This window comes from Micromonospora luteifusca, assembly GCF_016907275.1.
Taxonomy (GTDB): Bacteria; Actinomycetota; Actinomycetes; order Mycobacteriales; family Micromonosporaceae; genus Micromonospora; species Micromonospora luteifusca.
In genome coordinates, this window is record NZ_JAFBBP010000001.1 from 7,019,224 (window position 1) to 7,045,105 (window position 25,882).

The 25,882-nt window shown below is 71.1% G+C and carries 26 protein-coding genes and 1 tRNA gene; 11 read left to right on the forward strand and 16 right to left on the reverse strand.

Going from position 1 to position 25,882, the window contains the following annotated elements; all coding sequences use genetic code 11:
- The first annotated feature begins 73 nt into the window (after positions 1-73).
- The 3 genes from JOD64_RS31920 to JOD64_RS31930 all read left to right on the forward strand — a co-directional run bounded on the left by JOD64_RS31920 (position 74) and on the right by JOD64_RS31930 (position 1,712).
- Positions 74-955, forward strand: a complete 882-nt coding sequence (locus JOD64_RS31920; protein WP_204945675.1) for a universal stress protein — start codon at positions 74-76, stop codon at positions 953-955.
- 71 nt (positions 956-1,026) lie between these two features.
- The gene (locus JOD64_RS31925; protein WP_007460364.1) at positions 1,027-1,239 is read left to right on the forward strand and encodes a hypothetical protein; all 213 of its coding nucleotides are present in this window, start codon (positions 1,027-1,029) and stop codon (positions 1,237-1,239) included.
- Positions 1,236-1,712 carry a hypothetical protein gene (locus JOD64_RS31930; protein WP_204945676.1) on the forward strand — a complete coding sequence of 159 codons (477 nt, stop codon included), beginning with the start codon at positions 1,236-1,238 and terminating at the stop codon, positions 1,710-1,712. Before JOD64_RS31925 ends, JOD64_RS31930 begins: the two co-directional genes overlap by 4 nt.
- On the opposite strand, the gene JOD64_RS31935 is transcribed toward JOD64_RS31930, so the two are convergent.
- Positions 1,713-1,916, reverse strand: coding sequence for a hypothetical protein (locus tag JOD64_RS31935; protein WP_204945677.1), 204 nt, complete (start codon positions 1,914-1,916; stop codon positions 1,713-1,715).
- A gap of 134 nt (positions 1,917-2,050) precedes the next feature.
- On the opposite strand from JOD64_RS31935, the gene JOD64_RS31940 reads away from it, so the two are divergent.
- The gene (locus JOD64_RS31940; RefSeq protein ID WP_204945678.1) at positions 2,051-2,701 is read left to right on the forward strand and encodes a hypothetical protein; all 651 of its coding nucleotides are present in this window, start codon (positions 2,051-2,053) and stop codon (positions 2,699-2,701) included.
- 5 nt (positions 2,702-2,706) lie between these two features.
- On the opposite strand, the gene JOD64_RS31945 is transcribed toward JOD64_RS31940, so the two are convergent.
- From JOD64_RS31945 to JOD64_RS31965, 5 genes are all read right to left on the reverse strand, one after another.
- On the reverse strand, positions 2,707-2,892 hold the full coding sequence (locus JOD64_RS31945; protein WP_204946380.1) for a hypothetical protein: 186 nt from the start codon (positions 2,890-2,892) through the stop codon (positions 2,707-2,709).
- A gap of 71 nt (positions 2,893-2,963) precedes the next feature.
- Complete coding sequence (locus tag JOD64_RS31950; protein ID WP_204945679.1) at positions 2,964-4,241, reverse strand: hemolysin family protein; 1,278 nt, start codon at positions 4,239-4,241, stop codon at positions 2,964-2,966.
- Between the two features lie 73 nt (positions 4,242-4,314).
- Positions 4,315-4,512, reverse strand: a complete 198-nt coding sequence (locus JOD64_RS31955; RefSeq protein ID WP_030327722.1) for a hypothetical protein — start codon at positions 4,510-4,512, stop codon at positions 4,315-4,317.
- Positions 4,513-4,551: 39 nt separating this feature from the next.
- Complete coding sequence (locus JOD64_RS31960) at positions 4,552-5,301, reverse strand: hypothetical protein (RefSeq protein ID WP_204945680.1); 750 nt, start codon at positions 5,299-5,301, stop codon at positions 4,552-4,554.
- A gap of 70 nt (positions 5,302-5,371) precedes the next feature.
- Positions 5,372-5,980 carry a TetR/AcrR family transcriptional regulator gene (locus JOD64_RS31965; RefSeq protein ID WP_088948255.1) on the reverse strand — a complete coding sequence of 203 codons (609 nt, stop codon included), beginning with the start codon at positions 5,978-5,980 and terminating at the stop codon, positions 5,372-5,374.
- 93 nt (positions 5,981-6,073) lie between these two features.
- Here JOD64_RS31965 and JOD64_RS31970 point away from each other — a divergent pair, with 93 nt between their 5' ends.
- Positions 6,074-7,114: an NAD(P)-dependent alcohol dehydrogenase gene (locus tag JOD64_RS31970; protein ID WP_204945681.1), complete on the forward strand. Its 1,041-nt coding sequence runs from the start codon at positions 6,074-6,076 to the stop codon at positions 7,112-7,114.
- 29 nt (positions 7,115-7,143) lie between these two features.
- On the opposite strand, the gene selB is transcribed toward JOD64_RS31970, so the two are convergent.
- The 7 genes from selB to JOD64_RS32005 form a co-directional block, all read right to left on the reverse strand.
- Entirely contained in the window at positions 7,144-8,898 is a 1,755-nt protein-coding gene (selB, locus tag JOD64_RS31975) for a selenocysteine-specific translation elongation factor (RefSeq protein ID WP_204945682.1), read from the reverse strand.
- Between the two features lie 3 nt (positions 8,899-8,901).
- The gene (gene selA, locus JOD64_RS31980; protein ID WP_204945683.1) at positions 8,902-10,206 is read right to left on the reverse strand and encodes an L-seryl-tRNA(Sec) selenium transferase; all 1,305 of its coding nucleotides are present in this window, start codon (positions 10,204-10,206) and stop codon (positions 8,902-8,904) included.
- A 22-nt stretch (positions 10,207-10,228) separates the two neighbouring features.
- Positions 10,229-10,324, reverse strand: a tRNA-Sec gene (locus JOD64_RS31985).
- Between the two features lie 38 nt (positions 10,325-10,362).
- Positions 10,363-11,526, reverse strand: coding sequence for an NrfD/PsrC family molybdoenzyme membrane anchor subunit (gene nrfD, locus JOD64_RS31990; RefSeq protein ID WP_204945684.1), 1,164 nt, complete (start codon positions 11,524-11,526; stop codon positions 10,363-10,365).
- Positions 11,523-12,452 (reverse strand): 4Fe-4S dicluster domain-containing protein, encoded by a 930-nt coding sequence (locus JOD64_RS31995; RefSeq protein ID WP_204945685.1) that lies wholly within the window; start codon positions 12,450-12,452, stop codon positions 11,523-11,525. Before JOD64_RS31995 ends, nrfD begins: the two co-directional genes overlap by 4 nt.
- Positions 12,442-15,714 carry a formate dehydrogenase gene (fdh, locus tag JOD64_RS32000; protein WP_204945686.1) on the reverse strand — a complete coding sequence of 1,091 codons (3,273 nt, stop codon included), beginning with the start codon at positions 15,712-15,714 and terminating at the stop codon, positions 12,442-12,444. The genes JOD64_RS31995 and fdh overlap by 11 nt, the downstream gene beginning before the upstream one ends.
- Positions 15,715-16,118: 404 nt before the next feature.
- Complete coding sequence (locus tag JOD64_RS32005; protein WP_204945687.1) at positions 16,119-16,706, reverse strand: hypothetical protein; 588 nt, start codon at positions 16,704-16,706, stop codon at positions 16,119-16,121.
- Positions 16,707-17,653: 947 nt separating this feature from the next.
- On the opposite strand from JOD64_RS32005, the gene JOD64_RS32010 reads away from it, so the two are divergent.
- Genes JOD64_RS32010 through JOD64_RS32020 form a run of 3 tightly spaced genes read left to right on the forward strand, consistent with a single transcriptional unit; the run spans position 17,654 to position 19,448 of the window.
- Positions 17,654-18,415, forward strand: coding sequence for an alpha/beta fold hydrolase (locus JOD64_RS32010; RefSeq protein WP_204945688.1), 762 nt, complete (start codon positions 17,654-17,656; stop codon positions 18,413-18,415).
- Positions 18,416-18,450: 35 nt separating this feature from the next.
- Positions 18,451-18,792: a hypothetical protein gene (locus tag JOD64_RS32015; RefSeq protein WP_204945689.1), complete on the forward strand. Its 342-nt coding sequence runs from the start codon at positions 18,451-18,453 to the stop codon at positions 18,790-18,792.
- Positions 18,789-19,448: a nucleotidyl transferase AbiEii/AbiGii toxin family protein gene (locus tag JOD64_RS32020; protein WP_307813869.1), complete on the forward strand. Its 660-nt coding sequence runs from the start codon at positions 18,789-18,791 to the stop codon at positions 19,446-19,448. The genes JOD64_RS32015 and JOD64_RS32020 overlap by 4 nt, the downstream gene beginning before the upstream one ends.
- Before the next feature lie 137 nt (positions 19,449-19,585).
- Here JOD64_RS32020 and JOD64_RS32025 read toward each other — a convergent pair whose 3' ends face one another.
- Positions 19,586-20,488 carry an SDR family oxidoreductase gene (locus tag JOD64_RS32025; RefSeq protein WP_307813870.1) on the reverse strand — a complete coding sequence of 301 codons (903 nt, stop codon included), beginning with the start codon at positions 20,486-20,488 and terminating at the stop codon, positions 19,586-19,588.
- Between the two features lie 184 nt (positions 20,489-20,672).
- On the opposite strand from JOD64_RS32025, the gene JOD64_RS32030 reads away from it, so the two are divergent.
- Positions 20,673-22,466 (forward strand): bifunctional metallophosphatase/5'-nucleotidase, encoded by a 1,794-nt coding sequence (locus JOD64_RS32030; protein ID WP_204945691.1) that lies wholly within the window; start codon positions 20,673-20,675, stop codon positions 22,464-22,466.
- A 54-nt stretch (positions 22,467-22,520) separates the two neighbouring features.
- On the opposite strand, the gene JOD64_RS32035 is transcribed toward JOD64_RS32030, so the two are convergent.
- Together JOD64_RS32035 and JOD64_RS32040 are read right to left on the reverse strand one after the other, a co-directional pair.
- Entirely contained in the window at positions 22,521-22,721 is a 201-nt protein-coding gene (locus JOD64_RS32035) for a hypothetical protein (protein ID WP_204946381.1), read from the reverse strand.
- Between the two features lie 55 nt (positions 22,722-22,776).
- A complete protein-coding gene (locus tag JOD64_RS32040) occupies positions 22,777-23,934 on the reverse strand; it encodes a geranylgeranyl reductase family protein (RefSeq protein WP_204945692.1) in 1,158 nt (385 codons plus the stop codon).
- Between the two features lie 143 nt (positions 23,935-24,077).
- Between JOD64_RS32040 and JOD64_RS32045 the strand changes: the two genes are divergently transcribed.
- Positions 24,078-24,314, forward strand: coding sequence for a hypothetical protein (locus JOD64_RS32045; RefSeq protein ID WP_204945693.1), 237 nt, complete (start codon positions 24,078-24,080; stop codon positions 24,312-24,314).
- Positions 24,315-24,399: 85 nt separating this feature from the next.
- Positions 24,400-25,842, forward strand: a complete 1,443-nt coding sequence (locus JOD64_RS32050) for an MFS transporter (RefSeq protein ID WP_204945694.1) — start codon at positions 24,400-24,402, stop codon at positions 25,840-25,842.
- Positions 25,843-25,882 lie beyond the last annotated feature (40 nt).

Here is a 25,882-nt window from a genome sequence, read left to right on the forward strand (position 1 = left end):
CCGGCGCACTCGGCGGTATCGCGGCGCGAAGGCGATCGCGCCCGCGATACTGGCCCCGGGCGGGAGGTGGGCGGTGAACTCGGCGAACAGCGCAGCGGTCGTGGTGGGCGTGGACGGCTCGGAGCCGGCGCTGCGCGCCGTACGCCTCGCCGCCACGGAGGCGGCGCGCCGGCAGCGGCCACTACGGGTCGTACACGGGTTCATCTGGCCGCTGCTGCACGTGCCGGCCTCCCCCGCCCCGGACGCGCCGCCCGGCGGTGGGCTGCGCCAGCGGGCCGAGGAACTGGTCCGAGCCGCGGTGGCCGAGGCCGAGGCGACCGTACCCGGGCTGTCGATCTCCGGAGAGATCATCGACGGTGAGGCCGCCGCCGTCCTGGTGGGTGAGTCGCCCACCGCCGCGCTCATCGTGCTCGGCGACCGCGGGTTGGGTGGCTTCTCCGCGCTGGTCGTCGGCTCGGTCGCGGTGCAGGTCGCCGCGTACGCCGACTGCCCGGTGCTGGTGGCCCGCGGCGCGCAACGACCCGACGAGCCGGTGCTGGTCGCGGTGGACGGTTCGCCGGCCTCCGGGCTGGCCGCCGACTTCGCCGCCGACACCGCCGTGTCGCGCGGCGTGCCGCTGGTGGCGGTGCACGCCTACCGGCACCCGGGCAGCAGCGGCCCAGGCGACATGCAACCCCTGGTGTACGACGAGGCGAAGCTGCACGCCGAGCAGGAGCGGATGCTCGCCGAGTGGGTGACCGGGCTGACCGAGGACCACCGGGAGCTGCGGCTGACCTGCCGGGCGGTACGTGGCCGGCCCGGAGCCGTGCTCGCCGAGGCGTCCCGCTCGGCCCAACTGGCGGTGGTGGGTGGGCAGGGGCGCGGCGAGGTGACCGGGTTGCTGCTGGGGTCGGTGAGCCAGTCGATGCTGCACCACGCGCAGTGCCCCGTCGCTGTCGTCCACGCACCCCGGTAGGACCCGAGGTTGGCGCGCCACCAGACGGGTAGACGGCCGCGGTACGCCCATGGCGACGAGGGAGGCTCCAGATGCCAGGACCACGGCCCGGCAGCAACGCCTACGACAAGCAGCGGGCGCGGATGCGCAACGCGATCGACGACTCCGGCCGTCGGGTACCCGACGGCAAGGCCAACCAGGTCGCCAACAGGATCCTCCAGGAGGATCGCGGCCAGCGGGGTGTGGTGCGCGGCGAGCGCACGTACGGCCCGAAGAGCGAGCGCGAACCAGGCGACCCGAAGTGAGGAGGGTCGACGTGGCCGACGGCGCCATCGCAGGCGCCGTCGGCAGCACCGCGCTGAACGTGCTCGGCTACCTCGACATCGCGTTGCGGGGACGGCCGGAGAGCAACGTTCCGCAGGAGACCGTCGACCGGCTGGCCGGGATCGCGCACGTGGACCTGGGGTCCGGGGACCAGGCGGCGAACCGCCGCTCGGGCCTCGGGCCCCTGATCGGCTACGGGCTGGGCATCACCGCGGGCATCGCGTTCGCGCTCTACGCGGGTGGTCGGCGCCAGCCGTTGCCGATGGCCACCGGCCTGCTCGGCGCCGGCGTGATGGCCATGACCGACGGGTCGATCACCGCCCTGGGGATCAGTGACCCGCGCACGTGGCGGCGCTCCGACTGGATCTCCGACATCATTCCGCACCTGGCGTACGGGCTGACGGCCGCCGCAACCTGGAACAGGTTGCGGCGGCCGTCACGTCGGGGTCGCTAGTTACCGGGTGTCGCTGTCGTCGTCGGCCACCGGTTCACCGGCCGGCCCGTACGGCGACACCTGCCCCTTGGGCACCGGCCGACCGGCATCGCCGCGCGACGTGCCACTGTTGAGCGGGTGCCCGGTCGGCTTGGGCCCCTTGCTGTCCTGGCTGGTGGCTCCCTTGGCGTTGCGCCGGAACTCCTCCTGCTGCGGGTTGACCACGGTGTCTCCCTTCCGGGTACGGCAGACGGCATCGACCGCCTCCACACCCCGGCATACCCGCCCGCTCGGGCGGCATTCCGGCCCCGCTCACCGGCGAAACGGCTAGCGGGGCGCGGATCGGGTACCCCGTCGGTGTGGGCAACGATCGAACGGTGGTGCGAGTCCTGCTGGACCGGCGTGGCCGCACGTACGCGGAGGAGGCCGGCATCCGGCTCTCCGACCGCCCCGGGCCGCTCTACCAGTTGTTGGTGCTGGCCACCCTGCTGAGCACCCGGATCCGGGCGTGCCTGGCGGTGGACGCCGCGCGGGAGCTGTTCGCCGCGGGCTACCGCACACCACAGGCGATGGAGGCGGCCACCTGGCAGGAACGCGTCGACGCGTTGGGCCGGGCCCACTACCGCCGCTACGACGAGCGGACCGCCACCATGCTCGGCACCGGCGCCCGGCTGTGCCTGGACCGCTGGCACGGTGACCTGCGCCGGCTGCACCGGGAGGCGCGGGGTGACCCGGCGGGGCTGCGTCGGCGGCTCACCGAGTTTCCCGGCATCGGCCCCACCGGGGCGGACATCTACCTGCGCGAGGCCCAGGCGGTCTGGTCGGACCTGCGCCCGTACGTCGACCGTCGGGCGCTGGCCGGGGCGAAGCGGCTGGGTCTGCCGGGCTCTCCGGACAGGTTGGCCGGCCTCGTCGAGGAACCGGACTTCGGCCGGCTCGCCTCCGCGCTGGTTCGGGTGGCGCTCGGCGAGGAGTCCGCCGGCGAGGTCACCCGCGTCGCCGCCCGTTGAGGTGTCTACTTCACCGTCTTGTCCCCCGGCCGGGTCAGGTGCCACACCAGCAACGCGGCGAGCAACGCCAGGATCACCACCCCGCCGGAGATGCCTCGGCCCTCCTCGGGGCTGCGGCCGGTGCTGCCGAAGTAGATGACCGCGAGGCCGGCCAGCACCGTGACGAACGTACGCAACCCTCGGTCCTTCACGTCTCGCACCGTAAACGGGACGCTTCCACCCGAGGCGGCATTTGGGCTTGTTGTCCCTCTTCTGGGGGAGGTCAGCGGTCGGGGGTGAACCCGCGCAGCCGCACCCGACGTACCGCCCGGTCGCCGACCTCCACCACCTCCAGGGTCAACCCGGGCAGCCGCACCGTCTCCCCCGGTTCGTCCGGCAGGTGCCGCAGCCGGGCCAGGACCAGCCCCGCCACGGTGGTGTAGTCCCGTGCCAACGGGAAGCTCAGTCGCACCCCCAGGTCGGGCAGGTCGTGCAGCGGGAAGTCACCGGGCACCAGCAGGGATCCGTCCGACTCCCGGGTCACCCCGCGCACGTCGCGGTCGGTCTCGTCGTACAACTCGCCGACCACCTCGGCCAACAGGTCTTCCATGGTGACCATGCCGTCGATGCCGCCGTGCTCGTCGACCACCAGGGCCAGTTGCTGATGCTCCTGGCGGAGCTGACGCAACGCGTCGGCGACCGGCAGGGTGACCGGCAGCAGCAACGGCGACCGGACCCGCTCGCCCACCGAGGCGGAGCCGGCCTGCACCAGGTCGCGGATGTGCACCACCCCGAGCACCTCGTCGAGGCCGCCGGGGCCGGTGACGGGGGCGCGGGACCGCCCGGCGGCGGCGAGCTGCCGCACCCCCTCGTCGGCGGTCAGGTCGGCCGGCAGTGTCGTCACCTCCCGCCGGGCCACCAGAATCTCCCGCAACGTCCGGCCGGCGATGTCGAACGCGCCGGTCAGGATCTCCCGCTGCTGGGCCGACAGGCCGCGCTGGCTGGCCAGCATCTCCCGCAGCTCCTCCTCGGTCATCTCCTGACGGTTGGCCCGCGGGTCACCGCCGGCCAACCGGACGACCGCGTCGGTGGCCCGGCTGAGCAGCCACACCGCCGGGCGGGACACGCGGGCGAGCAGGTCCAGTGGGCCGGCGCTCAGCAGCGCCCAGCGTTCTGCCCGTTGCATGGCCAACCGCTTCGGGGCCAACTCGCCGAACACCAGCGTCACGAACGTCAGCAGCACGGTCACCAACAGCACCGCGGCCGAGCGGGCCAACCCGCCGAGGAAGCTCAACGGCCCGACCAGTGGCTCGGCCAACGACACCGCGGCCGCCGCCGAGGCGAGGAACCCGGCCAGGGTGATGCCGAGCTGAATCGTGGCCAGGTACCGGTTCGGGTCGCGGGACAGCTGCACCAACCGGTCACCGGCGCGGGTCCGTCGGCCCAGCCGCCGCAGTTGCCCCTCGCGCAACGTCACCAACGCCATCTCACTGCCGGACAGCGCGGCGTTGACCAGCACCAGCACGGCCACCAGCGCCAGCTGCCCGAGCTGACCGCCCATCGCGCACCCCCGTCCGCCGCCTCAGGTCACTCAACCGCAGCGCGGCCGGCTCCGGGCCCGTTTCCGCCCTCGCTCAGTCGACCTCCAGGTCGTCCAGCGAGATGGCGTGGGTCATCAACCAGCGGGCCAGCGCCGACATACCGAACAACCAGAGCGGCACGGATTCGGTGGGGCCGTTGGTGGCGTAGATGGCGAAGCGCAGGTCAGGGGCGCGGTACGCCTCGATCCGCCATCGGTGCTGCCGGTCCCGCCAGACCGCCGAAGGGTCCATGGCGTCACCGTAGGTGACCGTCGACGACCCGGGGGCCGGTTAGCCCGGCACCACCGTCGTCCCGAACACGATGCGGGCAACGGACACCAGAAGGCTGATCCCGACTGCGGCAAGGATCAGCCAGCCGAACCCACGCCACCCCGAGCCACGGCCGGGCACCGGCACCGGCGGTGGTCTCCACAGCTCCCGGTACGTCCAGGCCAGCACACCCACCCCGAACGGCAGAAGGCCGACCCAGAACCAGAACCACCGGGTGCCGACCAGCGGCGGCGCGCCACCGATCAACCGGCCCAGCCAGAGCACGGTCAGCACACCAGCGAGCAGCGCCGCGGCGTTCCCGATCCGGTGCGCGCGGCCGCTGTCCGCGGGCCCGGTGTCAGAAATGGCGGCGAGCTGGGTGTCCCGCCAGCTCGGCCCGGCACCCGCCGACGGGTCTGGCTCGGCGAGGTACGAGTCCGAGGCGGGCGGTGCACCGAAGGTGTACCGGCTCTGGCCGTTCGGCACGGTCCAGACAAGCATCCCGCCGTTCGTCGCATGCTGCGGCCGAGGCCGGCTACCCCAGTACGAGCCGTTGTCGGCCCAGCCGGACGCCCGCTGGAAGTCCACCACCTGGCCAGTCGCGAGATCGCGGTCGAGCTGGGCCTCGGTGGACTCGCGCGGCTCGGCCCACCACGCCAGAGACGCCCACAGCACCCAGAGCAGCGGCAGCGCCCAGCGCAGCACCACCGGGACGACCTCACGCCACCGGCGGCGGGAGGCTCGTGACCGGGTGGGGATCGCCTCGACCATCAGCCCACCGTCGCACCTCGGCGCACTGTTGTCAGCCCCGGATCGGCCGCGACTGACGGCCGTGCGGTGGTCAACGGTCCGGTTGATCCTGGTCCCTCGGCACAGTGGCTCGCCGAACGCAGTCGCGCAGCAGGGCGCGGCGTTGATCATGAACGTCGTCGGGTTCCTGGTTGCTGGCCGCGTAGACGTTGCTGACCGGCGACCAGGCCATGGACATGGCGATGACCAGAGCCATGAGGTCGAACGGGTCGCCCGCACGTACCCGCCCGGCGGCCTGCGCCTCGGCGATGGCCGTCAGCTTGCGATCGTCGTAGTGCTGGTGGGTCTCGACTAGGTGCCCGGCGGGCCGGCGCTCCAGTCGCGTCCAGGTCGCGAGGCGGATGAGGTCGGGGCGGCGCAGGTATTCGTCGTAGAGGCGAACGGCCCAGTCGGCAAGATCGTCAGCGTCGATCGGCACCACGTTCGTGATGCGCTCCAGTGAGCTGAGGAAGATCGCGTCGAAGAGCCGTTCCTTGTCGCCGAAGTAGCCGTAGAGCTGCGCCTTGTTGGTGCGCGCCGCCGTCACGATGCGTTCGATGCGCGCTCCGGCGATGCCGTGCTGGGCGAACTCCTCGGTGGCGGCGTCCAGGATGCGCTGGTAGGTCGCGGTGCCGCGCGAGGTCAGGGGCTGCTCCGGCATGCCGCCACTCTAGCAACAGAACAGTTGGTTTGCTTCTCTCCGCGACCAGCGCTACGGTCGACAGACCGAACAGTCTGTTTAAGGAATGTGTGTATGCGAACGACCATCGGATGGCGGGCGAGCGGCCCGACGGCGCTGCGGCGTACGTCGCTGGAACGCCGTGACCTGCGTTCAGACGATCTGGCGGTGCGAGTCGACTACTGCGGCGTGTGCCACACCGACCTGCACTCCCTGCGCGACCATGACCAGCATGCGAAGGCGCCTCTGGTGCCCGGTCACGAATTCACCGGTGTGGTGACCGGGACCGGGGCCGAGGTGACTGCCTTCTCGGTCGGCGACCGCGTCGCGGTGGGCAATATCGTCGATTCCTGCGGCACCTGTGCCATGTGTCGAGCAGGACAGGAGAACTTCTGCCACTCCTTCCCGACTCTCACCTACGGCGGCACCGACCGGCGGGACGGGTCGACCACCTTGGGCGCCTTCTCCCGCGAGTACGTCGTGCGGGACCGCTTCGCCTACCCGCTCCCCTCCGGCCTCGACCCGGCCGCAGCCGCCCCGCTGATGTGCGCCGGCGTCACCGTCTGGGAACCGCTGCGTTCCCTCGGTGTGGGCTCCGGCAGTCGCGTCGCCGTGGCCGGGCTCGGCGGCCTGGGTCACCTCGCGGTCAAGATGGCCGTGGCACTCGGCGCCACCACGACCGTCATCAGCCGCACCCAGGAGAAGCGCGACGATGCCCTCCGGCTCGGCGCACACGATCTCCTGGACTCCACCGACACCCGCCAGATGGCAGCGACACGCGACACCTTCGACGTCGTCATCGACACCATCTCCGCTTCGCACGACCTTGCCCCGTACCTGAAGGTGGTGGCGATGGACGGCACCCTCAGCCTGCTCGGATACCTGGGCCCGGTCACCGTCGAGGCGATGGACCTGCTTGTCGGCCGCAAGAAGCTCAGCTCCGCCGGCAGCGGAGGCCGCCGTTCAACAGCCGAGATGCTCCAGTTCTGCGCCGACAACGGCATCGCCGCCGACGTCGAGGTGCTCCCGTCGGCGCAGGTGGAGACGGCACTCGACCGCCTCCGGCGAAACGACGTCCGCTACCGCTTCGTGCTCGACATGTCCGACCTGGACTGACAGCGGTTGACCCGGCGCGCGCTACGCCCTCAGGTGACGACGATGCGGGCGTCGTCGGGCAGCCGGCGGGTCGCGCCCCGCCGGTCCAGCAGCTCCAGCAGGGGCACCGCCACCCGGCGCGTGGTGTCCAACGCCTGCCGGGCCGCCGACAAGGTGAACGGCTGCGGCAGCCCGGCCAACACCCGGACCGCGTCGTCGAGCGCGTCGGGCAGCAGCACCACGTTGTCGGCCAGCCGCAGCAGGGCGCCGGCCCGCACCGCCGCGCCGATCTCCCGGGGCCCCAGACCGAGGTCGACGAGGTGGTCCGCCTCGGGGGCGCGGAACGGCCGGTCACCGTACTCGGCGCGGACCCGCCGCACGGCCCGGGCCACCGGCTCGGGCAGCGCGTCGGCGCCCGCCGCCCCGACCCGCCCGGCGTGCATTCGCAGCGGCGGCCGGACCAGCGCCTCGACCAGCACCCGGTCGGGCAGGGCCAGGCGCTGGCGCAACGCGTCCACCGGCATCCCAGGCTCCAACGGGTGGTCCCGGGCGTAGCGGGCGACCTCCTCGGTCACCTGGTCGCCGAGTCGCCGCCAGTGCGCGGGGTCGGCCAACCAGTCGCCGGCGACCGGTGCGACGTGCACCGGCACGCCCATCCGGATCAACGTGCCGGCCTGGATCAGCCGGCGGCGGCGCAGCTCACCGGCCAGATCGGGGTGACCGTCCAGTTCGGCGAGGACCTGTGCGCGGGCGACGGCGGCCCCTCGGCGGGCCAGCGGTGGCGGTGCCACGTCCAGCACCCGCACCCCGCCGGCCACGTGGTGGCGGCCCGGGTCCCGCAGCAGAGCCCGGTCGCCGACCAGCAGCGGCAGGGGGCGGGCCAGTCGCAGCCGTACGGTGTCCGGGCCGAGCGGGCGGACCCGTACCGGCACCGCCGCCGACCCGAGGTGCAGGGTGAGGGTGGCCGGCAGGTCGGCGGCCGGGTCGCCGGTGAGCCGGACGTCGACGAGATCGGTGTGGTGGAACCGGCCGGGGGTGAGCAGCGCGTCGCCGCGGCCGAGTCGGTCACGGGACGTACCGCGCAGGTTGACCGCCACCCGGGCCACCGCCGTCGCCTCCGATCGCGCCTCGCCGAGGGAGTGCAGGCCACGGACCCGGACCGGTTCGTCGGCGCCGGCCAACTCCAGCTCGTCACCCACCCGCAGACGACCGGCGCCGAGGGTGCCGGTGACGACGGTGCCACTGCCCCGCACGGTGAAACTACGGTCGACCCAGAGCCGGACCGGGTCGTGCACCGTGGGGGCCGGCAGTCGGGCGGCGAGCCGGTCCAGGGCGGTACGCAGCTCCGGCAGACCCGCGCCGGTCAGGCCGCTGACCGCGACCGCCTCCACCGTGCCGAGGCTGGTCGCGGCGATCTGGGCCTGGGCGTGGGCCGTCGCCGGTCCCGGGTCGGCCAGGTCCGAGCGGGTCACCACCAGCAGTCCGTACGCGACACCGAGCGCGTCGAGCGCGGCCAGGTGCTCGGCGGACTGCGGCATCCACCCCTCGTCGGCGGCCACCACGATCAGCGCCGCCGGCACCGGGCCGACCCCGGCGAGCATGTTCGGCACGAACCGCTCATGCCCGGGCACGTCGACGAACGCGACCGTGCCACCGGACGGCAGCGTCGTCCAGGCGAAGCCCAGGTCGATGGTCATGCCCCGGCGGCGTTCCTCGGCCCACCGGTCGGGTTCCATCCCGGTCAACGCCCGGACCAGTGTCGACTTGCCGTGGTCGACGTGCCCGGCGGTGGCGACGACGAACACGGCTCAGTCGTCCCCGGGCACGCGCAGCACGGCCTGTCGGACGGCCTCGTCGGCGTCGGCGGGCACACAGCGCAGGTCGAGCAGAAGCCGGCCCCGCACCACCCGACCGAGGACCGGTTGGTCGCCGGTGCGCAGCGGCGCGGCGTAGCGCTCGGGCAGGCTCAGCGCCCACGAGTCCAACTCCACCCCGGGGGCGCCGCCGCCGCCGACCACCGCGACGGCCGGCACCACCTCCGCCTTGCGGCCGTCCGCGCCGAGCCGGTCACGCAGCCGCTCCACCCGCTCGCGCAGGGCGGCCGGATCGGCGTGCAGGGCTGTCCGGGTGGGGGTGTCCGGTCGGTGCAGGGTGGCGGCCAGCGCGGCCAGGGTGATCTTGTCCACGCGCAGCGCTCGGGCCAGCGGGTGTCGGCGCAGCCGGTCGATCAGGTCCGCGGCACCGAGCAGCAGCCCCGCCTGTGGGCCGCCGAGTAGCTTGTCGCCGCTGGCGGTCACCAGTGCGGCGCCGGCGCGAAGGGTGCTGGCGGCGTCCGGCTCGTCGGGCAGCAGCGGGTCGGCGGCGAGCAGGCCGGAGCCGATGTCGGCGACCACCGGCACGCCGAGGGTGGCCAGTTGCCGGACGGGTGTGGCGGAGGTGAAGCCGGTGACCTGGAAGTTCGACGGGTGCACCTTGAGCACGAAACCGGTCTGCGGGCCGAGGGCGGCGGCGTAGTCCGCGAGCGCGGTGCGGTTGGTGGTGCCCACCTCCCGCAGTCGGGCGCCGGTGCTCTCCAACAGGTCGGGTAGGCGGAAGCCGTCGCCGATCTCGACGAGTTCGCCTCGGCTGACCACGATCTCCCGGCCGGCGGCCAACGCGGTCGCGGCCAGCACCAGCGCGGCAGCGCCGTTGTTGACCACGTGCACGGCGTCCGCGTCGGGCACGGCGGCGGCCAGCGCGTCGAGTGCGTCGCGGCCCCGCCGGGCCCGCCGGCCGGTGGTCAGGTCCAGCTCGACGTCGGTGTGCCCGGCGGCGGCCACCACCGCGGCGACCGCGGCGGGCGACAAGGGTGCCCGGCCCAGGTTCGTGTGCAGCACCACGCCGGTGGCGTTGAGCACCGCGCGAGGACCGGGCGCGGGCAACGCCGCGACCGCGGCGTCGCGTACCTCGTCGGGGTTGATCTCGCCGCGACGGGCCCGGTCCTGCGCCTGCGCGACGACCGCCTTGACCTGGTCTCGGCCCAGCGTCGCGGTGGCCGCGGCCAGCAGCGGGTCGGCGAGCAGCGTGTCGGTGCGGGGCACCCGGCGTCGCGGGTCCACCGGGCCGTCGCCCATCGCGTCATCTCCTGCAACCGTTTGGCGGAGACGGACGGGAATCGAACCCGCCTGGCCCGGGTCCCGGACCACTCCGGTTTTGAAGACCGGGAGGGGCACCAGCCTCCTGAACGCCTCCGTCCGACATTCGATCACAACACCGGTGTGGCCGCTCAGTCAGCCGCCAGATCCGCCTCCGGTCCGCCGAGCGTTCACCCGCTCGCGTTGCGGCACCACCGTGTACCGAGGGTCGCGGGCGGAGGCGACGCCGCCGTAGAAGATGCCGAACCGGGTCACCACCGACGCGGCCAGCAGCGCAGCGCCGGACAGCGCGCCGACCAGTCGGCTGCGCCGGCCGAGCAGAGCACCGGCGACCCCGCTGACGGTGAGCAGCCGACCGGCGCGCAGCAGCCGACCGGGCTGGCCCAGCCGGTAGGGCTCGCTGAGCAGGCCGAGGCGGGTCTCCACCCGATGCGCGCCGTACAGCTCCAGCGCCGCGCCGGCCACCGCCATCCGCCGGGCCGGCCCGGCCTGGGCCGGCGGCGCGGCGAGCAGACCGACGCCGGCGCCGCTGGCCAGCGCGCTGCCCGCGAAGATGACCGGCAGCTCGGGGTACGCCTCATGCCAGGACGGCACCGCCGTGTCGGCGAGCAGCACCCCGGTGTACGTGGCCAGCGCGGGCGCGGTGCCGGCGGCGAGCAGCCCAGCGGCGTGCCCGACCGACGGCAACGCCCGACCGACCAGCCCGAACCGGCCGTGGCGGGGCAGCCGACCGGCGGCCTCGGCGATCGCGGCGACACCGGCGGCCGGCCCGTACGCCGTGAGGATCCACGTGCCCATCGACATCGGTGACGTCGGCTTGGCCACGCGGAGCATGTGGTGGAACCGCGCCGGTCTGCCCAGGTCCCTGACCAGGAACACGGCACTGGCGCTGACGGCGGCCAACGCCGTGACCCGACCGGCACGGCGCAGCGCCGGACGCCCGGTGAGCTGCCCACCCGCGGCGAGCAGCGACGAACCGGCGGCCAGCCCGCCGGTGAACAGGTACGCGGCGATGTCCCACTTCCAGACCGGCGCCTTCAGGATGGGCCGACCGTAGTACGACGTGAACTCCGCCTCCGGCACCCGCAGTTCCTCGCCGCCGCCGCGACGCCCGCCCCGGCGGCCAGCCCGCCGGCCGGGGAGTTCGGCGGTCCGCTGCGGCGCGATCAGGCCGGCCCGATCGTCGGTGCCCGCCGGTCCGCCGTGGACGGCGGCCTCCGGACGGTCGGAGCCCTCGGCGGCCAACCGGTCGCGGAAGCGGCGGAAAAGGTCACCGACCGGGGGACGGTCTGGACTCACGAGGAACCTCCGACGAACGCGGCGACGGTCGCCGCCGCCATGGCCAGCGCGGCGAGGCCAGCGCGTTTCCACATCTTCGGCAGGTCGCGGGTGGTCACGACCGGGTCGGGTGGCAGCCCGTACACCTCGGGCTCGTCGAGGAGCAGGAAGAACGCGCCGTCCCCGCCCACCCCGTCGGCCGGGTCATGACCGTACAGGCGCGCCTCGGGGACCCCCCGCTCGTGCAGCGTCCCGACCCGCGCGGCGGCCCGCTCCCGCAACTCGTCCAGCGGCCCGTACTGGATCGACTCGGTGGGACACGCCTGGGCACAGGCCGGGGTCATGCCCGCACCCAACCGGTCATAGCAGAGGGTGCACTTCCACGCCCTGCCGTCGTCCTTGCGTTGATCGATCACGCCGTAGGGGCAGGCGGAGATGCAGTAGCCGCAGCCGTTGCAGATGTCCTCCTGGACCACCACCGTGCCGAACTCGGTGCGGAACAGCGAACCCGTCGGGCAGACGTCCAGGCAGGCCGCATGGGTGCAGTGCTTGCACACGTCGGACATCATCAGCCAGCGGAAGTCCGTACGACCCTGCGCACCGGACCCCCGCCCCGGCGGCTGCGACCCCGGCATCCCGAGGAACTGCGGACCCGCGCCGGTGGCGACCGGCTCACCCAGCACGTCGGCCGGGCGGGGTTGCTCGACGAACGCGACGTGCCGCCACGAGTTCGCGGTCAACGCCCCGGTGTTGTCGTACGACATCCCGAGCAGGTCGAGCCCGTTCTCCGGGACGCCGTTCCACTCCTTGCAGGCGACCTCACAGGCTTTGCAGCCGATGCAGACGCTGGTGTCGGTGAAGAACCCCATCCTCGGTGGCGCGTCCTCGTAGCCCGCTTCCGGCGCCGGATCGAGCGGCCCGTACAGGCTGTTCGGGTCAGGAAGCACCGCGCTCCTTTCCCGCGCTGTCGGTGGTGACCGCCGGAGCGTTCTGACCCGGGACGATCCCGGCACGCCGCTGATAACCGGCGACCAGATCGAGCAGGTCGGTTCCCCTCGGCCGCCGGCCCGCTCGGATGTCACAGGTGCCGACCTTGCTCTCCTGGATCAGCACGTTCGGGTCGAGGCTGATCCCGAACAGGTCGTTGGCCGAGTCACCGGTCACCAAACCCTCGAAACCAAAGTGGTACGGCAACCACACCTGGTGGATAACCCGGCCGTCGACCCGCAGCGGAGTGAGCCGATCCGTCACCAACACCTTCGCCTCGATCGCCGCCCGGGCGGTGACCAGATGAGCCCAGCCCAGGTGGTCGAGGCCGCGTTCGACCGCCAACTCCGGCGACACCTCGACGAACATCTCCGGTTGCAACTCCGCCAACGGGCTCACCGTTCGGCTCATCCCACCGGCCGTGTGATGCTCGGTGAGCCGGCTGACCGTGAACACGTACGGGAACACCTGGCTGTGCTCCTCCGGCGGGCTCGGGTTCACCGAGTTCACCGGATGCGCGTACATCTTGCGAGTCGGGTTGGCCTGCTGGCCGTAGAACGGGTTACGCACCGGCGACTCGACCGGCTCGTAGTGGGTGGGCAACGGGCCGTCCAGGACACCGCTGGGCGCGTACAGCCAGCCCTTGCCGTCGCCCTGCATGACGAACGGATCATCGCCGGCGATGCCCTCCGTCCCCGAGACGCCAGGTGGCGGTCGGTACGACGGCGGCTTGGTCTTCTCGAAGTCCGGCACGTCGTAGCCGGTCCACTCGGCCTTCTCCGCGTCCCACCAGACGTAGCGCTTGCGCTCACTCCACGGATTGCCGTCCGGGTCCGCGGAGGCACGGTTGTAGAGGATCCGCCGGTTCGCCGGCCAGGCCCAACCCCACTCGGCGGCCACCCAGTCCTGCTCGTGTCGGGACTTGCGCCGAGCGGCCTGGTTCACACCGTCCGCGTACACCCCGGTGTAGATCCAGCAGCCGATCGCGGTGGAGCCGTCCGCGCGGGCCTCGGCGAAGCTGGACAGCGGGCGGCCGCTCGCCACGTCGTACCCGTTGATCTCACGCAGCACCGACTCGGCGCTCGGCTCCGCGTTCGGACCGTGCGTGGGGTAGTCCCAGGTCAGGTCGAGCAGCGCCCGGTCGCGCGGCAGCTTCGAGTCGGCCAGCTTCTCCCGCAGTTTGCGGCCCAGGTGGTAGAAGAACCACAGCTCGGAACGGGCGTCGCCCGGTGGCTCGACGGCCTTCTCCCGCCACTGCAACAGACGCTGCGTCTGGGTGAACGTGCCCTCCTTCTCCACATGGGAGGCGGCGGGCAGGAAGAACACCTCGGTGCGGCACTCCTCCGGCACGATCTCACCGGTGGTCACCTCCGGGCCGTTCTGCCAGAAGGTCGCACTCTCGATCATGAAGAGGTCCCGGACCACCAACCAGTCGAGGTTGGCCATGCCGAGCCGCTGCGCCCGACCATGCGCCGACCCGACCGCCGGGTTCTGGCCCAGCAGGAAGTACCCCTTGATCTTCCCGTCGATCATGTTCAGCACCTGCTGATAGGTGCCGTGATCACCGGTCAGCCGGGGTAGGTAGCCGTAGCAGTAGTCGTTCTCCGGGGTCGCCGCGTCACCCCAGTACGCCTTGAGCAGGCTGGCGGCGAACGACCGCGCGTTGCCCCAGAACCCCTTCTGCCCCGGGTGCCGGATGCTGTCCACCCACTCGTCGAAGCTCGGGTGATCGGCGTGGTGCGGCATCGGCAGATAGCCGGGCAGCAGGTTGAACAGCGTCGGAATGTCCGTCGAGCCCTGGATGCTGGCGTGCCCGCGCAACGCCATGATGCCGCCACCCGGCCGACCCATGTTGCCCAGCAACAGCTGAATGATCGCCCCGGTTCGGATGTACTGCACACCCACACTGTGCTGCGTCCAACCGACCGAGTAGATCAGCATTCCGGTGCGTTCCCGGCCCGAGTTCTCCGTCCACGCCCGCGCCAACTCCAGGAACTTCTCCTGCGGGATACCGCAGACCCGTTCCACCATCTCCGGGGTGTAGCGGGAAAAGTGTCGCTTGAGGATCTGGTAGACGCACCGCGGATGCTGCAACGTCTCGTCACGCTGGGTCTGCCCGCCCACCGGAGCGCCGTGCGACTCGTGCGTCAACCCTGCGGCGCTGTCCCGCTCCTGGGCGGTGTGCCCGCTGCCCGACGAGCCCTCGTGCCCCTCGTACTGCCAGCTGTCCTGCACGTAGGTGCCGGTCTCCGGGTCGAACCCGGAGAAGAAGCCGTCGCCGTCCTCGGTGTCGCTGAACTCCGCACTGACGATCGTCGCCGCGTTGGTGTACGACAACACGTACTCCCGGAAGTCCAACTCGTTGTCCAGGATGTAGCGCACCACCCCACCGAGCAGCGCGATGTCCGTGCCCGCCCGGATCGACAGGAACGAGTCGGCCAGGGCGCTGGTCCGGGTGAACCGTGGGTCGACGTGGAAGACCTTCGCCCCGCGGCGCTTGGCCTCCATGACCCACTGGAAGCCCACCGGATGGGCCTCAGCCATGTTCGAACCCTGAATGACGATGACGTCAGCGTTGGCGATGTCCTGCTGGAAATCCGTCGCACCGCCACGACCGAAGCTGGCCCCCAGACCGGGGACGGTGGCGGAGTGTCAAATACGGGCCTGGTTCTCGATCTGAAGCGCCCCCATCGCGGTGAACAACTTCTTGATGAGGTAGTTCTCCTCGTTGTCCAGCGTCGCCCCACCCAGGCTGGAGAAACCCAGCGTCCGGTTGAGCGGCCGACCCCGCGTGTCGACGTCCTCCCAGGTCTGCTCACGAGCCGCGAGCATCCGGTCGGCGATCATGTCGAGCGCGGTGTCGAGCTCCAGATCCTCCCACTGCGTCGAGTACGGACGGCGGTAACGGACCTTCGTCTGCCGCAGCGGACTCGTCACCAGACTCTTGCTCGCCGCGCCCTTCGGACACAGCCGACCCCGCGAGATCGGGCTGTCCGGATCGCCCTCGATCTGACTGACCTGCCCGTCCTTGACGAACACCCGCTGACCACAACCCACCGCGCAGTACGGGCACACCGAACGGGCCACACTGTCAGCGTCCTCGGTACGGGCCGTCAGCCCCGCCGAACGGGCCGACTTGGCCGCGACTCCCCGACCGAGCGGGTCAGTGCCGGTGAGCTGCCGGTAGACCGGCCAACCCTCAATGAAGGTACGCACACCCATGCCCCGACACCCCCTCCCACGCGAGCGACCCCATGAACATAGGTCAACTGAGGCATGTTCGCGAGTGGGGGGCGGTCAGACAGCGCCGCCCCCGGCCATCGGTCGGGGGCGGCGCTGGTGTCGGTGTGCAGGTCGCCTCTCGGCGAGTGGCGCGACGCGGCTCCAGCCGAACGGTATTCCGCGAAGGCAATATTAGGTGAGGCCCGGGGACACTGAGTCACACCGACACTGTCCACAACCAGCCCGACCCCCACGATGTTCCCGACCGGGGCTGCCCGGACACGTGCGCGGCCTGGGCACGGGCACAGCCCGGGGCGGCGCAGGCGCCGTGCGGGTGTGGGTATGCCGGTGGCCGGCACCCCGGGTTGGGGGTGCCGGCCACCGGTCGGGTGTTCGTGTGGGGGTCAGCTGTTCCAGTGCTGGCCGACGAGGTCGGCGGCCTGCTGCTCCCACTGGGCGTACGCGTCCGGGTAAGCGGAGACCTGCACGGTCTGCGCGGCCTGGGTCAGGGGCATGTCCTGCCACCCGTCAACCTGCCGCAGACCCTTCAGGAACGCCGTCGTCGAGTAAGCCGGATCAGTGATCTGCTCCGGAGTACCCCAACCCGAACTCGGGCGCTGCTGGAACAGGCCCAGCGAGTCGTGGTCGTTCATGTCACCCAGGTGACCCAGGTTCTCCAACTTCGACTCCTGCAAGCTCGTCGCGATGGAGATGACCGCGGCCCGCTCCGGCAGACCGGCCTTCTTCGTGGCGGCGATGATCGCCTTCGCGTTGCCGACCTGCTCATCGTTCAGGGTGATGCGCGACTGATCACCCTGCGTGCCGTGCGGGATCAACTTGCTCATGTCGGGCTTGTCGGCCTGCACGGCCACGGCGACGGGCTTGGCATCCACAGCCGGGTTGGCGTGAGCGGCGATCGGACCGGCGAACACACCACCGGCGAACGCGAGACCAGCAACAGACAGCACGCTCTTACGCATGATCGTGTTCATGGGGGTAGCTCCTTCGGGGGTAGGAACACCCACACACCCATAAGGGGAAAGGCGTGCCGGGTGCGAGCACCTCGTCCGGCGCTGCAACAAACAAGGGGAAAAGTCTTCAAAGGGGGTCGGCGCTGATGGCGCCGGGGGCGGCGGCCTACAAGCGGGGGGCTTGTCGCGCCGGGTCCATGTGTAACGACCGGGGGTCCGGGGTCATTCCCGGGCGGGTGGGCCACGAGCCGGGGGCTTGTGGCACCGGGTCTCTGTGTAACGACCCGAGGTCCGGGGTCATTCCGGGGGCGGCCCGTCCATCGGCACCGACTGGAGGTCGTGGCCGGGCGGTCGTTCGTGGGGACTGTAACGACCGGGCCGGGGCCGGCATTCCAACCCCGCGGCCAGCACCCCAACCCGCGGGTGGTGCTGCGATCGTCAGGGTATGTAACGACCCCGACCCGGCCATGATTCCGGGCCAGAGATGCCACCGGTCACAGGCCAGAGAGCCCCAGACCGGGCAAATCACCCAGGAGTCAGGCCGGCTGGCACGAGACCACCGGACCCCACGGACATCGCAGACATGGCAGACATGGCAGCGTCCGCAGCGCTGAGACGACCCGATCTCTCCGGGGCCAGGTCGACCGTGGGGCGCGAGGGCTCGAGGGCGTAGGGCGCGGAGACGGGAGCGCGATCGCGGTTGGGCCGTGCGGAACGCGGGTCAAACCCGGCAAACCAAACCCGGCAAACCACGCTACAGAACCCACCACGCCGGGCGTTCTCGTCCTGACCGTAGGAGATCGACTCCATATCGCCGACATGGGGGTATCCGGGCGCAAGGACACCCCCATGTCGGCGATATGGAGTCGATCATGAACACGTCGGCTCTGACACCCCATTTCGGGCCACACGAGACCGGGGACAAAGCCGGGTGCATGCGCGGCAGCCAAGATCTACTATCCCCGGTCATGCGTGGGTTCTTCGTGGTTGAGGGTCGGCGGCTTTCGTATCTGGACTTTGGTGGTCCGGGTATCCCACTGCTGGCTTTGCACGGGCACTACAACGAAGCGTCGGCCTGGGCGCCGCTGGCTGAGTCGTTGGCACCGCAGTGGCGGGTGATCGCGCTCGATCAGCGTGGGCATGGAGCGTCAGACCGCGCCGAAAGTTACGAGCGGGACGACTATGTTGCCGACGTCGCCGCCTTTCACCAACATCTGGGCGTCGGCCCCGTGGCGGTGCTGGGCCACTCACTCGGCGGAGTGAACGCCTACCAGTACGCCGCCCGGCACGCGGATCAGGTCACCGCATTGATCGTCGAGGACATCGGCGCGGTTGTGGAGTGCGACTGGGTCTTCACCACCAAGCTCCCCCGCCACGCGCCATCGCGCGAGGCGCTGGCCTCGGCCCTGGGCACGGCGGCCCCCTACCTGGAGTCTTCCTTCCGGCCGACGGAGGACGGCTGGGGCTTGTCGTTCGACATGGATGACACGGTGGCATCCCAGCAGGCACTCAACGGTGACCACTGGAAGGACTGGGTATCGGTAAGCAGCCCAACCCTCCTGATCCGTGGAACGCGCAGCGACGAACTGACCGCTGCCCACGCTCGCGAGATGATCGCCCGTCATAGCGGCCAGGCCCATCTTGTCGAGCTGCCCGCCGGTCACGTGGTGCACCACGACGCTCAAATGCGGTTCGCCACTGCTGTCCGCGCCTTTCTGGGATCGTCCTGAGCGACACCGCCTCCGGCGGGCGTTACCCTGACACCATGCAGGCCGTCTCCCCCACCCCGACCGGCGTGACCTTCCTGGCACGTCCAGGTCGCCCTGCCGTGGTGGCGAGGACGCTCGCCGAGCTGGGTGGGCCTACCCGGGGCGTGGTGGAGCTGCCGGTGCGGTTGATGTGGAACGCCGAGCGCACCTTCGACCTCGGCGACCCCGACCAGCTGCTCTGGATGTACGAGAACGTGCTCCGCGAGACCACCCGCGCCGAGGACCTGCGTGCCCTGATCAACGGGCGGACGCTGCGCCGGGTGTGGCGACTGCTCAACCTGCCCCGGGGCGTACGCCAGGCGTGGGAGAGCCGACACCGCGGCCTGCGCGCGGCGTGATCGGCCCTCATCTGCACGAGTTCTACCGGGAGGTGGCCCGCGTGGCGCTGACCGCCGCCGGGCCGTACCGGTTCGTGTTGGGTGGCGGGGTGGCCTGGGCTGCGCACGGGTTGGTCGCCCGCCCGACGGAGGACGTCGACCTGTTCGCAGACGTGGAGGGCGCCGCCGCGGCAGCGTCCGCCGGGGTGCGGGGTGCCCTGGAGCGGGCTGGGTTCGTCGTCAGCGACGCTGACCCGGACAGTGAGCTGCACGAGCTGTTCGACGGGTACGAGCAGGACATGAAGGACTTCGTGGTGAGCCGTGACGGACGGCAGATCCGGCTCAGCCTCGCCCGACTGGACCGCCAGCAGAGTCCAGTGGTGATGGACCTGGGCCCGGTGATGGACGTCCGTGACCTGGTCGCCAACAAGATCGCGGCGTTGGTCAACCGGCGGGAGGTCCGCGACTTCATCGACGTGGCCGCGGCGCTGGAGCATTACGACGTGACCGAGCTGTTGATGCTGGCGCGGCAGGTCGACCCCGTGCTGGATCCGGCGGACGTGCGGGCCGCCGGCCGCTACCTGGATCGACTCTCCGACCAACGCTTCGGCCGCTACGGCTTGGGCACCGCCGACGTCGCCCAGATCCGCCGCCGCTTCGCCGCCTGGCCGCGCTGAGCCGACACCAAACCGCCGACCGCCAACCGGCGACGGCGAAAACCCGGGACACGCCGCGCCGCCCAATACGAGCCGCACCGCCGGGACAAGCCGTGCCGCCGGGTGGGCGACGCGAAGAGCAGCCACGCGGCGACGGTTCACTTGGTCGGTCGACCGCCCGTGACCCCCAGGATTTCGCCTGTGACATAGCTGGACTCCTGCGAGGCGAAGAAGACGTACGCCGGAGCCAGCTCCGCCGGTTGGCCGGCGCGGCCCTCCGGGGTGTCGGTACCGAACTGCTTCACCTTCGCCTCCGGCATGGTGGACGGGATCAGCGGCGTCCAGACCGGGCCCGGTGCGACCGCGTTGACCCGGATGCCCTGCTCGGCCAGGTTGGCGGCGAGTGCCTTGGTGAAGTTGGCAATCCCCGCCTTGGTGGTGGCGTAGTCGAGCAGCTGCGGCGATGGGTCGAACGCCTGGATGGACGAGGTGTTGATGATCACTGACCCCTCGGCCAGGTGGGGGATGGCGGCCTTGCAGAGCCAGAACATCGCGTACAGGTTGGTCTTGAGCACCCGGTCGAACTGCTCGGTGCTGATGCCGAGGATCCCCTTGTCCTGCGACATCTGGTAGGCCGCGTTGTTGACCAGGATGTCGAGGCCGCCCAGGTCACGCACCGCCCGATCGACCAACTCCTGGCAGTGTGCCTCGTCGGTGACGTCACCGCGTACCGCGACGCCCCGCCGGCCGGCGTCCTCGACCAGCCGCACGGTTTCCTGGGCGTCGGCGTCCTCCTCCTCGCTCAGGTACGAGATGAGCACGTCCGCGCCCTCGCGGGCGAAGGCGATCGCCACCGCCCTGCCGATCCCCGAGTCACCACCGGTGATCAGCGCCCGCTTGCCGTCGAGCTTGCCGCTGCCCCGGTACGACTTCTCGCCGTGGTCGGGCTTCGGAGTCATCTTCCCGGTCGAGCCGGGCGCTGACTGCTGCTGAGCGGGCTGGCCGGACTGCTGCCCGTACTGATTGGTCGGGTCCTGCTGGGTGTGCTGGTCTTCGCTCACCGACATCTCCTCGCGCCGCGCGGAAGCGGGGCCGCTCCCACGATTCTCGTCCCTGAGCCCCCTACCCTGCGGCGGCATGCGGAAACCGCGTGACGATCAGGGCTGGCGTGGCGGGAGTGTCGACCGCTGGTTATGGTGCGCGAGGCGCCCACAAGGCGCGTCTACCCCCATGGAAAGGCACGTCATGACCTCTCCCTCCGGCCCGTCGCGCCGTCAGGTGCTCGTCGCCGCCGCGGCGGCGGCCTCCGCCCCGCTGATCGCCGCCGCACCCGCGCAGGCAGCCGGCCCGGCCCGTCCCCGCACCTGGGACCTCACCCTTCTGGGCACCTCGGACACCCACGGCAACGTCTACAACTGGGACTACTACCGCGACGCCGAGTACGACGACAGCAAGCAGAACGACATCGGCGTCGCGAAACTGGCGACCCTGATCAACCAGATCCGTCGGGAGCGGCGCGGCAAGGCGACGCTGGTGCTCGACGCCGGCGACACCATCCAGGGCACGCCGTTGGCCACGTACTACGCCAAGCAGGAGCCGATCACCGCCACCGGGGAGAAGCACCCGATGGCGCGGGCGATGAACGTCATCGACTACGACGCGGTGACGCTGGGCAACCACGAGTTCAACTACGGTCTGCCGCTGCTGGACCTGTGGATCCGTCAGCTCGGCTTTCCGGCGCTCGCCGCGAACGCGGTCAACGCGAAGACCGGCAAGCCGGCCTTCCTGCCGTACGTCATCAAGAAGGTCTCCCTCGGTTTCGCCGCGCCGACCCTGCGGGTCGGCATCCTGGGGCTGACCAACCCCGGTGTGGCCATCTGGGACAAGGGCAACGTCGAGGGCAAGCTGCGTTTCGACGACATGGTGGCGACCGCCGCGAAGTGGGTGCCGATCATGCGGGCGCGCGGCGCGGACCTCGTCCTGATCTCGGCGCACGGCGGTGACAGCGGCACCTCCAGCTACGGCCCGGAGTTGCCGAACGAGAACCCGGTAGCGCTGATCGCCCAGCAGGTGCCGGGGATCGACGCGATCCTCTTCGGTCACGCGCACAACGAGGTGGTCGAGCGGTTCGTCACCAACGAGCAGACCGGCGCGCAGGTGCTGCTCTCCGAGCCGTCGAAGTGGGGCCAGCGGCTGACCCGGATGGACTTCACCCTCGCCCGTGAGCGTGGCCGGTGGACGATCACCAAGAAGGCCGCCACCATGCTGAACACCAACACGGTGGTCGAGGACCCGAAGGTGCTCGCCGCCGTGCGGGCCCAGCACCAGAAGACCGTGGCGTACGTCAACCAGGTCGTGGCACAGGCCACGGTCGAGATGTCCACCGTCGAGTCGCGGTACAAGGACACCCCGATCCTGGACTTCATCAACCACGTTCAGGCCGAGGCGGTCACCACTGCGCTGGCCGGCACGCCGTACGCCAGCCTGCCGGTGCTGTCGCAGGCCTCGCCGTTCAGCCGCACGGCGGTCTTCCCGGCGGGTGACGTGAAGATCCGCGACGTCGCCGGGCTGTACGTCTTCGACAACACCCTCGAGGCGGTCGTGCTCAGCGGCGCTGAGGTGCGCGCGTACCTGGAGTACTCGGCGAAGTACTTCCGGACGTTCGCGCCGGGCGCCCCCGTCGACCCCGAGCAGATTAGCGACTCGCCGACGGTGCCGGACTACAACTACGACGTGATTTCCGGCCTGGACTACGACATCGACATCTCGAAGCCGGTCGGCCAGCGGATCACCCGCCTGGTGCTGGCCGGGACCGACACCCCGGTGGCCGACAACGCGCAGTTCGTGGTGGCGGTGAACAACTACCGGCGCAGCGGCGGTGGCAACTTCCCCGGCATCGTGAAGACGCAGGTCTACAACGCGCAGCAGGAGATCCGTCAGCTGCTCATCGACTGGGCGCAGGCCAAGGGGACGATCAACCCGGACGACTTCTTCCAGCCCAACTGGCGGCTGGTCCGCGAGGGCGTGCCGGTCTTCTGATCGCAGACCGTCGACGGGCCGTGGGTGACGACACCCGCGGCCCGTTGCGCGTTCTCAGCCCTGCACGTTCCAGCGGACCGGGTCCTCGGCCTCCTCCGGCCGGTCACGTCCGGGATCGGTCTCGGTCAGGGCGACGCGGTCCTCCGGACGCACGGCGGGCGGTAGTTCTCCGAACCGGATCTGGCGCAGGAACGCGTACTCGTCGTCGGTAAACGGCTGCTCGGCCATCAGCACCTCCCGCTGCTCCCTCGTCATTGTCCAGCGGCCGGAGTGCTCAGCACCAGTGCTCGGTCACACCGTGTAGAGCGTCCTAGGATCCTGGGCGAACGACGGTGGGCCGGAGCGGAGCGGGTAGCCGGTCGAGCACCGCCAGGGCAGCCCGGATCGGCCGGCGTCGCAGCATCTCGTCGAAGCTCGCCCGCCCCTGACAGAACTGGACGAACATCCGCCAGCCCGGCGGGGTCGCCAACAGGGCGTGGAAAACATCCGGGCGGCGGGTGAACACGTCGAGCAGCCGGAACCCCGCTCGCATCTCCGGCACCAGGCGCTCGGCGACCGCCCGCTCGTACCCGGTCAGATCTCCACCGGCGACCGCCGTGCCGGCCAGCTCACCGGAGCGCAACGCGAAGCTGATGCCCTCCCGGCTCCACGGCTCCAGCAACCCCGCCGCATCCCCCACCACCAGCACCCGGCCGTTGCGTAACGGCGAATCCTCCTCGCGGCAACGGGTCAGGTGACCAGAGTCGTGCTCGGCCGGCAACCCGGTCAGCCCCAGCCGGTCGACGAACTGCCGCAGGTAGTCCCGGGTCCCCTCCCCCGCACCCCGAGCCGCGATCACACCCACGGTCAATTTGTCGTTCTTGGGAAAGACCCAGGCGTACGAGCCCGGCATCGCGCCCCAGTCAAGCAGCAGCCGCCCCCGCCACCGCTCCTGCTCCGCGGGCGGCACCGGAATCTCCAGTTCCAGACCCAGGTCCACCTGCCGGTACCGCACCCCGACATGCCGGGCGGTCACCCCTGAGGAACCGTCCGCCCCGATCACCGTGCGGGCCGCGATCGTCGTACCGTCGGCCAGCCGCAGGCGTACCCCCTCGGGGTCCTGCTCGATCGCGCGGACGGCGACCCGCTCCCGCATCTGCGCGCCGGCGGCGACCGCTGCCGCGCGCAGCCGGTCGTCGAACTCCTCGCGGCGCACCATCGTCACCACTGGACTGTCGTTGCGGCGGGTGAACTCCCGGCGGCCGTCGCGGGTGAACGTGACACGGTCCACCCGGTCGTGCGCCGGCACCTCGATCCGATCCTGAACCGCCGCCAGGGAGGTGCCGATCAGGCCACCGCCGCAGGTCTTGTAACGCGGGTGCACCGCTCGCTCGACAACCAGGGTGGAGACACCCGCGCGGGCAGCGGCGTGTGCCGCGGAGAGCCCGGCAGGGCCGGCACCGACGACGACGAGATCCCAAATGATCACGAAAGCAGCCTAGGGCACCACCTGAAGCGACGGCCGGTCAGCACGCCGCGCCGACCGCCCGATCGGGTGTGCATCTTCAGCCACCGAGGGGGTAACCGGCGCGGGGCAACCGCCGCGATGGCGGGCGAGCAAAAGGAGGAACCATGCAGCAGGTGCAATTGTCGGAGGCCGAGCAACGGGTGTACCAGGCGGTCACCACCCTTGAGGCACGCGGGCAGGTGCCGTACCCGGATCTGATCGCCGAAGAGTCCGGGCTGACCGCGGAGCAGGTGGGCGGCCCCCTGCACCTGCTCACCGAGAAGGGCCTGCTGCACCGCGAGGACTCGCCGATGGCGGGTCTCGACTTCGGTCCCCGATTCTGCGCGCGCCAAATGGCGTGACCTGCGGAGCCAACCGCGACTATTCGCCCCCCGACGATCCGGGTAGGGTTCAACACATCGTGATCAACGGTCAACGGGGGGCACGATGAGTGCGGCGCCAACGCCGCAGCCCGTAGACGCGGCCGAGAACCGGCGACGCTGGCAGGCCGTCGGCGTCGGACTGGTCGCCGCGTTCATGACGCTGCTCGACGTGAGCATCGTCAACGTCGCGGTGCCGTCCATCGACCGGGCGCTGCACGCCTCGTCGAGCGACCTGCAGTGGATCCTCTCCGGGTACGCGCTCACCTTCGGCCTGGCGCTCGTGCCCGCCGGCCGTTTCGGCGACGCCCGCGGCCGGCGCAACGCGTTCGTCTTCGGCATCGCACTGTTCACCCTGACCAGCGCGCTCGCCGGCCTCGCCACCTCCCCGACGTGGCTGGTCATCGCCCGACTGCTTCAGGGCGCCGCAGCGGGCATCGTCAACCCGCAGGTCATCGGGCTGATCCAACAACTCTTCCGAGGACCCGAACGGGCCCGCCCGTTCGGGCTGCTCGGCGCCACCATCGGCATCTCCACCGCCGTCGGGCCACTGCTCGGCGGACTGCTCATCGCCATCGGCGGCGAGGAACACGGGTGGCGCTGGGTCTTCTTCGTCAACGTGCCGGTCGGCATCCTCGCCGTGATCCTCGGCTGGCGTCTGCTGCCCGGCCGCCCCACCGGTCAACGCGGCTGGCACCGACTCGACCCCGTAGGCGTCCTGCTGCTCGGCGTTGGCGTGTTCCTGGTCCTGCTGCCGCTGGTGCAGGAGCAGCAGTGGCGTACCCCGTGGAAATGGGCGCTCATCCCGGTCGGCCTGGCAGTGCTGACCGCCTTCGGGCTCTGGGAGCGGAGGTACGCACGCCACTACCAACCCCTGTTCGACCTTCGGTTGTTCAACCTCCAGTCGTACACACTGGGCTCGATCATGGCGCTGGTCTACTTCGCCGGCTTCACCGCGATCTTCTTCATCTTCACCCTGTTCCTGCAGATGGGTCTCGGCTACAGCGCGCTCATCGCCGGCCTGGCCATCACCCCGTTCGCCCTGGGTTCAGCGGCCGCGGCGGTGCTGGGTGGCCGCATCGTCAACCGCATCGGCCGACCACTTGTCGCCATCGGCCTGGTCACCGTCGTGATCGGGCTGGCCGCAACGGTGGTCGCGCTACGCCTCGCGCCGGACGCCCCGGCGCCCTGGGTCACCGCCGGCCCCCTGCTCATCGCCGGCATCGGCAGTGGGCTGGTGATCGCCCCCAACCAGACGATCACCCTCTCCGAGGTGCCGGTAGAGCTCGCGGGCAGTGGCGCGGGCATGCTCCAGACCGGTCAGCGCATCGGATCCGCCGCCGGCATCGCCGCCGTCGGCTCGCTGTTCTTCTCGTCCGTGGCCGACAGCCACGGCAACTGGACCACCGCCTTCGAACGCTCCCTCATGCTGGCCACCGGCATCATCCTGCTCGCACTGGTCTCCGCCATGGTCGACATCGTCCGCACCCACAGACGCCAGGAGAACTGACGGGGGTACGCCGATGGCCGGCACCCCGGGTTGGGGGTGC

What these genes read in the sequence shown, in the direction of transcription:
- JOD64_RS31925 (WP_007460364.1), top strand. Translation starts at nt 1,027, where the DNA reads ATGCCAGGACCACGGCCCGGCAGCAACGCCTACGACAAGCAGCGGGCG.
- JOD64_RS31950 (WP_204945679.1), bottom strand. Translation starts at nt 4,241, where the DNA reads ATGGGCGGTCAGCTCGGGCAGCTGGCGCTGGTGGCCGTGCTGGTGCTG.
- JOD64_RS31955 (WP_030327722.1), bottom strand. Translation starts at nt 4,512, where the DNA reads ATGGACCCTTCGGCGGTCTGGCGGGACCGGCAGCACCGATGGCGGATC.
- JOD64_RS31960 (WP_204945680.1), bottom strand. Translation starts at nt 5,301, where the DNA reads ATGGTCGAGGCGATCCCCACCCGGTCACGAGCCTCCCGCCGCCGGTGG.
- JOD64_RS31965 (WP_088948255.1), bottom strand. Translation starts at nt 5,980, where the DNA reads ATGCCGGAGCAGCCCCTGACCTCGCGCGGCACCGCGACCTACCAGCGC.
- JOD64_RS31970 (WP_204945681.1), top strand. Translation starts at nt 6,074, where the DNA reads ATGCGAACGACCATCGGATGGCGGGCGAGCGGCCCGACGGCGCTGCGG.
- selA (WP_204945683.1), bottom strand. Translation starts at nt 10,206, where the DNA reads ATGGGCGACGGCCCGGTGGACCCGCGACGCCGGGTGCCCCGCACCGAC.
- JOD64_RS32005 (WP_204945687.1), bottom strand. Translation starts at nt 16,706, where the DNA reads ATGAACACGATCATGCGTAAGAGCGTGCTGTCTGTTGCTGGTCTCGCG.
- JOD64_RS32010 (WP_204945688.1), top strand. Translation starts at nt 17,654, where the DNA reads ATGCGTGGGTTCTTCGTGGTTGAGGGTCGGCGGCTTTCGTATCTGGAC.
- JOD64_RS32015 (WP_204945689.1), top strand. Translation starts at nt 18,451, where the DNA reads ATGCAGGCCGTCTCCCCCACCCCGACCGGCGTGACCTTCCTGGCACGT.
- JOD64_RS32030 (WP_204945691.1), top strand. Translation starts at nt 20,673, where the DNA reads ATGACCTCTCCCTCCGGCCCGTCGCGCCGTCAGGTGCTCGTCGCCGCC.
- JOD64_RS32035 (WP_204946381.1), bottom strand. Translation starts at nt 22,721, where the DNA reads ATGACGAGGGAGCAGCGGGAGGTGCTGATGGCCGAGCAGCCGTTTACC.
- JOD64_RS32045 (WP_204945693.1), top strand. Translation starts at nt 24,078, where the DNA reads ATGCAGCAGGTGCAATTGTCGGAGGCCGAGCAACGGGTGTACCAGGCG.
- JOD64_RS32050 (WP_204945694.1), top strand. Translation starts at nt 24,400, where the DNA reads ATGAGTGCGGCGCCAACGCCGCAGCCCGTAGACGCGGCCGAGAACCGG.